This is a genomic window from Komagataeibacter diospyri, from assembly GCF_043995075.1.
Classification (GTDB): Bacteria; Pseudomonadota; Alphaproteobacteria; order Acetobacterales; family Acetobacteraceae; genus Komagataeibacter; species Komagataeibacter diospyri.
Genome location: NZ_CP171836.1, coordinates 498,967 through 511,070 on the forward strand (window position 1 = coordinate 498,967; position 12,104 = coordinate 511,070).

Below are 12,104 nucleotides of genomic sequence, written 5' to 3' on the forward strand. Positions count from 1 at the left end.
GTCATGGTCACGTGGCTCCCGCCGGGACAGTCATGCGGACAGGGTACATCGCGATGTCAGCATTCATTTTCGAGTATGGAGCGAAAGGTCTCGACCATCAGGTTCGTTTCAGGGACGGAGCGGTCCAGGAAATGAAAGGTGGTGGTCAGGTGCAGGTCATCAAACAGGATCTGTCGCAGCGCCCCGGCGGCAACCAGTGGCCGGGCGAATGGTTCGGGCAGGAAGCCGATATAATTTCCCGTCCGGATCAGCAGTACGCGCGCGTCCACATTTTCCGCCGCGGCTGAAAAGGTCATGCGCGTGCGAATTCTGTCCCAACCGGGCGAACTGGCGACATCTGACACTTCTATCATCTGTTGCGCGGCCAGGACATCCAGCGTTATGTCGGTTTCCGCCAGGGTGAACAGGGGATGGCGCGCCCCGCAATACAGGTTCAGGCGTTCGGTAAACAGAACCGTGTTCCTGTCATGCGGGCTGGCATGGGGATAGAGGGCGATACCTGCTGCAGCCTGTCCGTTCAGTATCGCGCATTCCACCTCCCGGGTTGAAGCGGACCGCACATCCATGAAAACTCCCCTGTGGCGGGTCGTAAAGGTTTCGATGGCGCGCACGATGGCCGTTTCGCCATGAACCTGCGTATTGTCGGTGACATACAGGCAGAAACGTCCGGTCAGTACGCCACGGATTGCATTGATGCGCTGCTGGAACGCATTGATGCTGGCCTGCAACTGTTCCATGGCGTCCAGCACCAACCGGCCCTGCGCCGTCAGTGCGAAGCCGTCACGGCCACGCTGGCACAGCCTGACATTCAGGCGGTGTTCCAGAGCGGAGATATCGACACTGATCGAGGACTTGCTTTTGCCCAGGGCAATTTCTGCAGCGGCGAATCCCCCGCGCTGGGCCACCGTGCGGAATACACGCAGCATCCGCAGGTCCACTTCAGCAATCTGGCCCTGAAAGCTGCCAGCCCGCCGGGCATGTCGGGAACGGTGCAATGCAGCGGACCTGATGGATGTGGCTGGCGAGGAACGCGTCATGTGCAGCAGTTTCCTTCGTGGCCAATATGACACAGGCAGACAGGGGTACCTTATCGTTATCAATAAGCAACAAAAATATGGATGGAAATGGAAAATCTTTCCTTCCGCCACCATGATGCCCGGGGAAGGAAGCATGGAGACCGTTCCACCATGTTTCTTCCGGCTTGCTGTGGCAGCGCGTGTCAGGCAGCGGCAGCCCGGTCGGGCGTGGCCGGCTTCCATCATGCGCGGTCCTGGGGTACAGCAGGCGGGCATTTCCTGTGCGGGACATGGTTCATGGGTGGTGAAAGGATAAGGTCATATGATGGAACAGAAACTCCGGCAGATTAACGGGGACCGGACACTGCTGATGAACGCGGGCGCATTCGTGTGCGTCGTTGCGATGCTGGGGATCGCGAACCTGATATGCCGTTTCGTGCTGCATACGGATGTGGTGTTCCTCATGCCATGGCTGGTGGCGGCCACGGGGCTGTATTTTTTTCTGCCGGCACTCATGCTCTGGCTCATTACGGGGCGTCCGTCCGGTTCCTGATCGGGGCGGGGCCTGCAAAACATGACCCGGTGGATGGACATGCGGCAGACACATGCCTATTGAGGCGGTATGTCTTCGATCGGATCCAACCGGAGCGTGCGGCTCGGTATAGATTTCGGTACGACCAACACCGTCGTGGTCGTGCTGGATGAGCAGGGGCGGCCCACTCCTGCGCGTTTTTCCTTTCCCCATCATCCTCCTTCCGCAACATGCCGGTCACTGCTGTGCCTGTGGCGTGAGGAAGGGATGCCAGGACGGTCATCCCTGCAGGAGGCAATCGGGGCAGCGGCTATTGACGCCTATCTGGAAGATCCGGCCGACAGTCGGCTGATCATGTCCATGAAGTCCTATCTGGCACAGGCATCCTTCCGCCAGACCCGGCTCATGGGGCAGGTCATGACGCTGGAAATGCTGATCTCAAGCTTCCTGACATGTCTCATGCGCACGATTGGCATTGACCCCGCCGATGTCACCGCAACAGTTGGCCGGCCCGTGCATTTCGCGGGTGAACGGCCCGATGATGCGTTTGGTGAACAGCGCCTGCGTGACAGCTTCCGTGCGGCGGGCTTCCAGCATGTTGACGTGGCGCTGGAGCCCGAAGCCGCTGGCTGGCATTTTGCCCGTCGGCTGGATGCCCCCGCTACCGTGCTGGTGGGCGATTTTGGCGGCGGCACCAGTGACTTTTCCATCCTGCGCTTTGACCCGGCCAACCTGCGTGGCGCCACCCCCCTGGGCTATGCCGGTGTTGGCATCGCGGGGGACCAGTTCGATTACCGTATCATTGACAACGTCATTGCGCCGGAACTGGGCCGTCATGCCACCTATCGTGTCATGGGCGGGCAACCGCTGCCGGTGCCGGCCGAATGGTATGCAAGCCTTGGGCGGTGGCACCGGCTGGCGCTGATGCGCACCCCCCGGACGCTACGCAATATCGCGGATGTGGCCCGCACTGCGTCCGAACCCGACAGGCTCCATGCCCTGATGAACATCATTGATGAACAGCAGGGGCAGGCGCTGTACCGCGCGGTGGGGGCGGCAAAGCGGGAACTGTCCACCACGGACCGCACGGTGCTGCGCTACGACCACCGTGACGTGCATATAAACCGCGAAATCACGCGTGCTGAATTCGAGGGCTGGATCGCGCCCGACCTGAAGCAGTTCGATGATGCGGTGGGGCTGGCGCTGGAACGCGCGGCGTTGCCTGCCACGGCCATTGACCGCGTCTTCCTGACGGGGGGCACGTCGTTCGTGCCTGCCGTGCGTGACCTGTTCAACCGGCGTTTCGGTGCGGAGCGCGTGGATATGGGTAATGAATTCGTCTCGGTTGCGGAGGGGCTGGCCCTGATGAATGCCTGATGGCAGCCGTCAGTCACGTATTCCCGTCATTGTGTGTGTTTACAACGGTTTCGGTCCTCATTTATTGTTATCAAACAGCAACAAACAGGACCGCGCGTGGCGGTAGTGGAGTGGAATCGACGTGAAACGACTTTCCTGGCGGCATGTACCCTCCCTTGCGATCATGCTTGCCTCCATGGCGTCGGGCACGCTGGCCGGACAGGCCCATGCATCCCGGGACGCGGGCACCGCCGCCTCGCAGGCGGCCAACCCATCCGGGCTGAGCGTGCAGACCGGCAGCGATATCCCCGTCCATGTGGCCTTTCCCACCAGCGCACGCAATTATATCAAGCGCGATGTCATGATCCCGATGCGCGATGGCGTGAAACTGCACACGGTCATCGTCATTCCGCGTGATGCTACAAACGCGCCCCTGCTGCTGACCCGCACGCCCTACCATGCATCCGAACGGCTGAACCGTATTACGGACGCGCCTGACATCCGTTCCATCCTGCCTCAGGGCGATGATGCCTTTGTCGAGGCGGGGTACATCCGCGTGTTTCAGGACATTCGCGGAAAATATGGATCGGAAGGGGACTATGTCATGACCCGTCCCCCCCGTGGCCCGCTGAACCCGACCCGCACGGACGAGACGACGGATGCATGGGACACCATAGAATGGCTGGTCCATAATGTGCCGCAGGGTAATGGGCGGGTGGGGATGCTCGGCTCCTCCTACGAAGGGTTTACGGTGGTCATGGCCCTGCTGGACCCGCATCCCGCGCTGAAGGTCACCGCCCCCGAAAGCCCCATGATCGATGGCTGGATGGGCGATGACTGGTACCATTACGGAGCGTTCCGTCAGGGCAGCCTTGATTATTTTACCGAACAGATGTCCGAACGTGGCGAAGGCCATGCCATCCCGCGCGTCGGTCAGGACGATTACAGCAATTTCCTGTCCGCCGGGTCGGCGGAGCAGTTCGCACATGATGCGGGGCTGGACCAGTTCCCGTGGTGGCAACGCATGCTGGCCCACCCGGACTATGATGCGTTCTGGCAGCAGCAGGCCCTTGACCAGCTTCTGGCGCGCCACAGGCTGACCATCCCGACATTATGGGTAGAAGGGCTGTGGGATCAGGAAGACATGTGGGGGGCGATCCACGCATGGCAGTCGGTGCAGGCCACCCACCCCACGGTTCCCAATGTCATTGTCATGGGACCGTGGCGGCATAGCCAGGTCAATTACGACGGGTCATCGCTGGGACCATTGCAATGGGATGGGGATACGGCATCACAGTTCCGCCATGAGGTGCTGCGTCCGTTCTTTGACCAGTACCTGCGCACCAACGCGCCCGCAGTCCACCTGCCGCAGGCCATCCTGTACAATACCGGGCAGAACCGGTGGGATTATATCGATCACTGGCCACAGGCCTGTGACGGGCAGTGCCCGCACCCGCTCCAGCCCCTGTTCGTGCAGGCGGATCATGGCCTGTCCACCCATAAGCCCGGACAGGGCGCGCAGGCAGCTGATAGTTATGTGTCCGACCCGCAGCATCCGGTGCCATTCCTTGCCCGGCCCTTTTCCTTTGCAACCGATGGGGACCGGTGGAAGACATGGCTGGTGCAGGACCAGCGATCGGCTGAAAGCCGCCCCGATGTCCTGACCTACGAAACCCCGGTCCTGACCACGCCTGTCCGGGTCAGTGGCGTGCCGGTGGCGGACCTGTATGCCGCAACCACCGGGTCGGATGCGGACTGGGTGGTAAAGGTGATTGACGTCAACCCGCCCACCACTGCCGACCGTCCCGAAATGGGTGGATATGAACTGCCGGTGTCAATGGACATATTCCGTGGGCGCTACCGCCATGACTTCGCGCATCCTGCGGCCATTATTCCCGGTCAGGTGGAGCGTTACCGTTTTACCCTGCCGGTCATCAACCATGTATTTCAGCCGGGGCACCGGATCATGGTCCAGATCCAGTCCAGCCTGTTCCCGCTATATGATCGTAACCCGCAGAAATTCGTGCCCAATATCCTGCAGGCGTGTCCACAGGATTATGTGACGGCGACACAGGACATCTATCATGATCCTGTTCACCCTTCCGCCGTCTGGCTGCCTGTGCTGCCCTGAAGACTTTATGCAAAACAACTTATTGAACAAAAACAATAAAATTTTTTTGGGTGCCGCTTCCGTTCCAGAGAGGCGGCGTTCGCTTAAGCTTCTGGAAAAAGCTTCACCAAAAAATCTCTTTCAATTTTAAGGTAATGTCATGAGATGATTTTTCAAACGGTCCCTTGGAATCACTCCCGTGTAGTGTCCTGCCCATCATGAGAAAGTCTTTTTGAAAAAAGTGGCAATTCAGGAAGTCTTTATGATTTTTTATCAATGGTTTGTTGTTGAAACAGTCCTTTAAGGCCGGTCCGGATGCATGATCCTGACGCCATATCGTCTCGTACGGACCGTTCCGCAGCGTTTGGCGTCGTACTGGCCATGGAAACATGGGAACGGTTCGGTTTTTACGGCATGCAGGCGATCCTGCTGCTGTACATGGTCCAGAAGCTGGGTCTACGCGATACGCAGGCCAATATGCTGTGGGGCAGCTTTTCCGCCCTGACCTACGCCGCGCCGGTTGTGGGCGGGTGGCTGGGGGACCGGGTCACGGGATCGCGGCGCACGATGGTGGCCGGTGGCATTGTCCTTGCCGTGGGGTATCTGCTGCTGGGGGAAATGGGGGGCAGTGCGCGCGCCCTCTATCTGGCCATGGGTGTCATTGTTGTCGGCAACGGCCTGTTCAAGCCCAATTCGTGCAACATGGTGAACATCATATACCGGGGGCAGGACGAGAAGCTGGATGTGGCCTTTACGCTCTATTACATGGCCATCAATGTCGGTTCGACCTTTTCCCTGTTCCTGACCCCCTGGTTGCAGCAGGCCTACGGCTGGGGGGCAGCATTCGTGTCCTGCGCCGCAGGGCTTGGGCTGGGAACGGGCTGTTATTTCCTGCGCCGTGCGCGTCTGGTCCATATCGGTACGGACCCGGATTTCCGTCCCGTGCCGGTATGGCGCGTGCTGGCGGTTGTCGTGGGAATGGGGGCTGCGGTTGAACTGGCTGCGCGTGTTTTTGCCTCCACGTCCATTCAGGGGGGACTTGTCGTTGTATCCGGTATTCTGATCCTGCTGGCGTGGGTCATGGTGTACAGGCGGGCGGCCGCCGCGGAGCGGCCCGGGCTGAAGATCATGTATCTGCTGACGTTCGAAGTAGCGCTGTATTTCGTTTTCTACCAGCAGATGGTGACATCGCTCACCCTCTTCGCCCTGCGCAATGTCGGCAAGGATTTCATGCTGGGGAGCATGCATCTGTTTTCGCTTTCAGCGGGGCAGTTTCAGGGCTTCAATCCGTTATGGATCATGTCGGGCACCCCGATGCTGGTCGCTGCGTATGCCGCGTTGGGACGACGGCATATAAACATGGGCATCGCGGTCAAATTCATCATCGGTTTCGGGTGTGTGACCCTGTCGTTCCTGATATGGTGGGGTAGTGTGGCCCTGTCGGCATCGCCCCTTGTCTCACCATGGGTGATGCTGGTGGGGTATGGCCCGCTTTCACTGGGGGAACTGATGATCAGCGGCCTTGGCCTTGCAGCAATCGCCCGTTATGTGCCCGCGCGCATCAGTGCCTTCATGGTGGGGTGTTATTATGTGCTGATCGGGTTTGCCATGTATGTCGGCAGTCTTGTCGCCAACATGGCGGCTGTCGATACATCCGCCCCGGCCAGCATGGATGCCGCGCGGACACTGGGGATTTACGGTGATCTGTTCCGGTCCCTGACCGGCCTTGCGGCGCTTGCCACCCTGGTCTTCGCCCTGCTGCTCCCACTGGTCAGGCGGTGGGAGCGTCAGCAGGCGTATTGAGGGGCAGGTATTGCGGCATGAACAGGATGCTATGGGTCGCGGGCCTGCTGGTGGGGGGACTGGTCTGTGGCCGTATGGTGGCCGGTTCGCATTCCCCGGATGTGTTGTGGCATATCGTGCATGAGCAGTGCGTGCCGCATGCGGGTGCTGGTCCGTGTGAGAAAACCGACCCGCATGCCGGTTACGCCGTGCTGAAGGACCGTGTCGGGATCGGACAGTACCTGCTGATCCCGACGCAGCGTATAACGGGTATGGAAGATCCCACCATTACGCGTGGGGATGCGCCGGATTACTTTGCCTATGCATGGCAGCAGACGGTGCGGGTCAATCACAGGCTGTCCCATTCCCTGCCGGCGGAGGACATGTCCCTGGCCATAAATTCGGTCTATGGTCGCAGCCAGAACCAGCTGCATATTCATGTCGATTGCATCCGCCCCGATGTCAGGGCTGCACTGCGTCAGGCGGTGCCGCATCTTGGTCCGGGCTGGACCACCCTGCCGCTGTATGGCCATGCCTATCGTGCCCGGCTGCTCAGTGCGCCTGACCTGTCGGGTGTGCGGCCTTTTGCGCTGCTGGCGCGGGACATGGCCGATCCCACGCGGGAAATGGGGCGGCATACACTGGTGATCGCGGGTATCAGGCAGGCTGATGGAAAACCGGGTTTTGTAATGCTTGATGACCATGTCGACCTTGTGCATGGTGACCGTGCATCCGGGGAGGAATTGCAGGATCATACCTGCCAGATCCAGTCCCAGCCCTGATTGCATGTGGTTTTATGCTGGCCGACGCCATGACAGGTTCCGTTCACATTTTCCTGTAGCAGGGGCACGTTGAACCCGCTGGCGTATAAAGCCGTTGCAACATCCGCCCCCGCTGGGGCAGGACGGGTATGTTGTCTTCTTTCTGTAATCCGGACCTTTTGTCATCAAGGAAATATATATGTCTGGTGTTCCCCTTCCATTTTCAGGAAAAGTGGCCGTCGTAACGGGTGCTGCCGGTAATATCGGCCTTGCGACGGCAACCCGTCTGGCCCGTCAGGGTGCCGATCTGGCGCTGCTGGATGTTGATGCGGCCAAGCTGGAACAGGCACGTGCCACGCTGCTTGAACATGAAGTACGTATCAACATCTATACCTGTGATGTGACGGACAGCGAACAGGTCCGCCAGACGGTCGAAACCGTGGTGGCGGAACTGGGTCAGATTGATTTCCTGTTCAATAATGCGGGCTATCAGGGGGCCTTTGCCCCGGTGCAGGATTATCCGGAGGCTGATTTCGCCCGTGTCATGCAGATCAACGTGGTTGGTGCGTTCCACGTGCTCAGACATGTTTCAACACATATGGTCGCGCGCAAATTCGGCCGGATTGTCAATACGGCCAGCATGGCGGGCGTGCAGGGACCGCCCAACATGGCGGCCTATGGGGCATCCAAATTCGCTATCATTGGCCTGACCGAGGTCGCGGCCAAAGACCTTGCCCCCTATAACATCCGCGTCAATGCCATAAGCCCTGCCTTCATGGGACCGGGTTTCATGTGGGACCGGCAGGTAGAACTGCAGGCAAAGGCGGGCAGCCAGTATTTTTCCACCAATCCCAAGGAAGTGGCGCAGCAGATGATCAGCAGCATTCCCATGCGCCGTTATGGCAACATCAACGAAATCCCCGGTGTGGTGGCGTTTCTGTTCAGTGACGATTCCAGCTACATGACCGGTGTCAATCTGCCAATTTCCGGCGGTATCTGACCCTGTTATTCCGGCGGGCTGTCAGAAGGCGTCACAGCCTGCCGTAATGACCACGCCCACGGCCTGCTGCTGGAAACGGGTGCGGTAAATCTGGCGGATGGCGTCAAGGCGGTCAGCCAGATCGGGGGCGGGCGAGGTTACGATCCATACAATCCGGCCGGGTTCACGCCCGATCTGCCCGCTTTCGCGGTCCTGCCATTGTCCTTCTACTCGCAACACGGACAGTCCGGTGGGAAAGCGTGGTGCCACCGTATCGCGCAGGAAGGCATTCCATTCCCGTTTCGTAACGCGTCCGCTATGGGGACGGTTCAGGCCGAACAGCAGTGATATCCGCACATCCGGCTGCGCATGCAACGCCGCGCAGGTTGATCCTGTCGCATCGGTTATGACGGGAGGGGCAGGCAGACCATGCGCTCTGCCGGGATGATCCCATCCTATTGTCTCCAATAATATCAGCAGGACAGGCAGGATACGCCGATATGCCGTCATTATTCATTCTTCCGCAAAGAATACAGGCCGGAAGACAGGGTAGTATATCCAAAGCCATCCAGCCAGAGCAGAAGAAGGGGCATGATAGAGTGCGGCATAACTCCGGTTCCCGCCTGCCAGCGGTTATCACATCCGCCCGCGTGTACCATGCCATCGGGTGGCGTGGAAATTGAAAGCGTCCGGATTGTCTTTGATGATGACAGGCTCAAAGGGTGCCCTGAAATCTGGCATATTCCGTTTTTTTCTGAATTGCTGGTTCCAGGCCGATGGATTTTTCTTAGGGATGTTTTTTAAAGGACAGTACAAGTTTCAGGATGTCATCTTTGTTTAAGGCGGTATTTTCTTCAATATTATGAAGAATCTTCACCAAAAAAAACTTTTTATGATTTCAGGATATTTCCTGAGCAGGTTTTCAGGTACCTTCGGTTTCACGGCGCGAGCTGACCCGTCGGCATGTGACAATGTTCAGTATATTGTGAGTTGAAATGGATTGCTGGTCCGCATTTTCTATATGCTGCAATTTATCAATAATTCTTTTTTTATATTATAAAATCAATAAAAAATATAAGTATTTTAGTATTATTGTGTATATAAAATCGGCCTTGACCAGAAAGAAAATATTTTCCTTCAGATCGTCGTATTTTCGGCCATATTTCTATCAAATTCTCCTGTAAAAAACCGGAAAGTATGGATTATTTATATATGTTGGCAGGTATTACATGTTTGGTTCATATATTATCATCTATTGTTAGAAAAATCATTAAAAATATTGCTTGTGGCCTGGCCGAAAATGAATTGAGTGATTTCAGCCGGTGACGATTCACGGGTTTGCAACAACCTGATGAGATCATGTTGGCCTGTAATGAGAAATCACTCATGCGCAGTATTGATGCGGTGATCTGGAATATGCAAGTGACCTGCATGATACGGAACGGGTCCTGATCGCTCCACTGATGCCACGGAGAAAGCGGCTGTGCCATCCCTGGCGCGCGGACCTTGCACAATCCGGTCAATGGATTGTCAAAATCGTCAGGCGCTCCGACAAGACCGTGGGTTTTGTCGTTCTGCCAAAACGCTGGATCGTGTTGTGACATGACCCTGTATCTGCACCGTGCGGGAATGTTCGATCCGTATGCGCTTCGCCTGCAGCATGGTGTATCCCCTGCATCTCGGTATCATAGGCGCAAGCAGGGGCACGTATTATCAGGGGTATCACGAACATACGTCGCGTGACGGTGATCGTTCCCCTGATACAGCAATAGCTGTGTCGTTTCTTTATGCTGGCGGGACGCGATACATGGCGCACAGTTTGTTGCCAGCCGGATCACGCAGATAGGCAAGGAACAGATCACCGGATTCATGGTGGCGGATGCCCGGCGGGTTTTCACACGTCACGCCACCATTGGCCACGCCTGCCGCGTGCCATTTGCGCACCGCATCTTCCGAACGGGCGTGCAGACCGATTGTCCCGCCATTTGCTGCGGTTGCGGGCTGGCCATTGACGGGTTTGGTCACGACCAGGCGGCCGGTGCGATCGGCGTAAACCAGTCGGCCCTTGGCATTGATTTCTGACGGCGGCACATCAAGGGCTTCAAAGGTGCTGTCATAGAATTTTTTCGAGGCTTCAATATCGTTCGAACCGATTACGATATGGGTAAACATGAAAGTTTCCTCTGTTCTGTCCGGAAGCGATCATTGCATAAGCCGCGACAGGGCGGCAACCACGCCGGAACGCGGAATAAGCGTGGACCATTGAGCAATTTTTTGTAACAATACCCGGTGAAATCAGCGACAAGGCTGATTAGTGACCTGATATGTTTACTGAAAAGGAAAACCATGCGTCTTATTACTTCACTGGCCGTCGTGACCGGACTGGTTGCAGCACCGTTTGGTGCGCATGCGGCATCGCTGCGTACGGACTGGGAAAAATACAAGGTAACCCGTGCGTTCAATCATCTGTCCGCTGATGGACAGCGCGCGATGGCTGATATCCTGAATGCGAAGCAGATCCTTGACGGGGGCCAGACCGACGCTGCCATTCCCGCATTGTACGACGCGACAAAGCGCCTGACCGCTGCAGGTAAGGCGAACAGCAAGTTCATTGCAGCTGAAAACAGCCTTCAGCCTGCCCCGCAGCATCCCGCAGCCAACGGGCATGTCGTGGGTACGACGCCGGTGGCATGGGTGCCGGTTGGTGGTGAAGTCATTGGTAGCGAAACGCTGGCACTGGAAAAGAAGACGGCCATTTCCACCGCCAATACCCAGTTGAAGGCAGGCAACACCCAGCAGGCGGCGCAGACGCTGCAGGTTGTCGCGGAAGATGCCGATTTCATCATGGCGATCACGCCGCTGGACCAGACGCTGGGTGCGGTGAACCGTGCCACCGTCTTTACCGAAGCCCGTCACCCTCAGGAGGCATCGGCAGCCCTGCAGCAGATTATTGACAATCTGGTATTCGTTTCCGAAGACTTTGCTGAAACTGCCGTTCCCGATCAGGGGCAGAAGCAGGCCCCGGCGAAGAAATAAGCGACTGACTGCCAGATCCCGCGCATGCCGCGGGATCCGGTTCGGTGGAGGTCATTCATCTCCACCGACTTTTTTCTTTTCGCGTTCGGCATCCACGCTCATGCGCTGGAATACGCCAAGGGACACGACAATCAGTGTCGCCACTACCAGCAGGCTGGCAGGATACAGTATATCGGCAGGTTCGCTGGTATTGGTTTCAAATACACCCACCAGTCCTTCTATGAACACCGCAATGATAATGGTGGTAATGAACTTGGTCAGGCTGGCGCGGGCTTCGCCCAGGCTTTTCTTGCCACTTGTCTGGATAACTTCTTCTTCGACAAAATATTTTGCCACGTCGAACACTGCGACCGCAATAACGACATAGCTTATGGCCTGTAATATGGCATTCCGGCCTGCATGCCACGAATGGCCCAAAGCGGACAGAAGGCCGATCATCCCGAATGTCAGCAGCAGCAGCGCAAGCAGCATCAGCATGACACTGGCGCAGGCAAAGGCAAAGCGTGACAGATGTTGCATGGACGGCTTCCGT

The 12,104-nt window shown here is 57.5% G+C and carries 11 protein-coding genes and 1 pseudogene; 8 read left to right on the forward strand and 4 right to left on the reverse strand.

All coding sequences use genetic code 11. The features are described 5' to 3' along the window. Positions 1-56: 56 nt before the first annotated feature. Entirely contained in the window at positions 57-1,037 is a 981-nt protein-coding gene (locus ACE2AA_RS02290) for a LysR family transcriptional regulator (RefSeq protein WP_395370957.1), read from the reverse strand. 301 nt (positions 1,038-1,338) lie between these two features. Here ACE2AA_RS02290 and ACE2AA_RS02295 point away from each other — a divergent pair, with 301 nt between their 5' ends. The 6 genes from ACE2AA_RS02295 (at position 1,339) to ACE2AA_RS02320 (ending at position 8,557) form a co-directional block, all read left to right on the forward strand. After that, positions 1,339-1,569 carry a hypothetical protein gene (locus tag ACE2AA_RS02295; RefSeq protein ID WP_141259631.1) on the forward strand — a complete coding sequence of 77 codons (231 nt, stop codon included), beginning with the start codon at positions 1,339-1,341 and terminating at the stop codon, positions 1,567-1,569. Positions 1,570-1,638: 69 nt separating this feature from the next. Beyond that, on the forward strand, positions 1,639-2,925 hold the full coding sequence (locus tag ACE2AA_RS02300) for an Hsp70 family protein (protein ID WP_141259632.1): 1,287 nt from the start codon (positions 1,639-1,641) through the stop codon (positions 2,923-2,925). Positions 2,926-3,046: 121 nt separating this feature from the next. After that, on the forward strand, positions 3,047-5,035 hold the full coding sequence (locus ACE2AA_RS02305; RefSeq protein WP_395370958.1) for a CocE/NonD family hydrolase: 1,989 nt from the start codon (positions 3,047-3,049) through the stop codon (positions 5,033-5,035). A 294-nt stretch (positions 5,036-5,329) separates the two neighbouring features. Beyond that, positions 5,330-6,817 (forward strand): peptide MFS transporter, encoded by a 1,488-nt coding sequence (locus ACE2AA_RS02310; protein ID WP_395370960.1) that lies wholly within the window; start codon positions 5,330-5,332, stop codon positions 6,815-6,817. Between the two features lie 17 nt (positions 6,818-6,834). Beyond that, positions 6,835-7,578 carry a CDP-diacylglycerol diphosphatase gene (locus ACE2AA_RS02315; protein WP_395370961.1) on the forward strand — a complete coding sequence of 248 codons (744 nt, stop codon included), beginning with the start codon at positions 6,835-6,837 and terminating at the stop codon, positions 7,576-7,578. 178 nt (positions 7,579-7,756) lie between these two features. Further along, the gene (locus ACE2AA_RS02320; RefSeq protein WP_395370962.1) at positions 7,757-8,557 is read left to right on the forward strand and encodes an SDR family NAD(P)-dependent oxidoreductase; all 801 of its coding nucleotides are present in this window, start codon (positions 7,757-7,759) and stop codon (positions 8,555-8,557) included. Between the two features lie 21 nt (positions 8,558-8,578). Here the strand turns inward: ACE2AA_RS02320 and ACE2AA_RS02325 are convergent, their stop codons facing one another. Continuing rightward, positions 8,579-9,046 carry a DUF3574 domain-containing protein gene (locus ACE2AA_RS02325; RefSeq protein ID WP_395370964.1) on the reverse strand — a complete coding sequence of 156 codons (468 nt, stop codon included), beginning with the start codon at positions 9,044-9,046 and terminating at the stop codon, positions 8,579-8,581. Between the two features lie 899 nt (positions 9,047-9,945). Between ACE2AA_RS02325 and ACE2AA_RS02330 the strand changes: the two are divergent. Continuing rightward, positions 9,946-10,077 (forward strand): annotated as a pseudogene (locus ACE2AA_RS02330) (IS5/IS1182 family transposase); the annotation flags it as partial. A 244-nt stretch (positions 10,078-10,321) separates the two neighbouring features. On the opposite strand, the gene ACE2AA_RS02335 reads toward ACE2AA_RS02330, so the two are convergent. Next, a complete protein-coding gene (locus ACE2AA_RS02335) occupies positions 10,322-10,708 on the reverse strand; it encodes a VOC family protein (RefSeq protein ID WP_141259699.1) in 387 nt (128 codons plus the stop codon). Positions 10,709-10,882: 174 nt separating this feature from the next. Here ACE2AA_RS02335 and ACE2AA_RS02340 point away from each other — a divergent pair, with 174 nt between their 5' ends. Beyond that, positions 10,883-11,572, forward strand: a complete 690-nt coding sequence (locus ACE2AA_RS02340; protein WP_395370965.1) for a YfdX family protein — start codon at positions 10,883-10,885, stop codon at positions 11,570-11,572. A 51-nt stretch (positions 11,573-11,623) separates the two neighbouring features. On the opposite strand, the gene ACE2AA_RS02345 is transcribed toward ACE2AA_RS02340, so the two are convergent. Next, positions 11,624-12,091: a hypothetical protein gene (locus ACE2AA_RS02345; protein WP_141259701.1), complete on the reverse strand. Its 468-nt coding sequence runs from the start codon at positions 12,089-12,091 to the stop codon at positions 11,624-11,626. Positions 12,092-12,104: the final 13 nt, after the last annotated feature.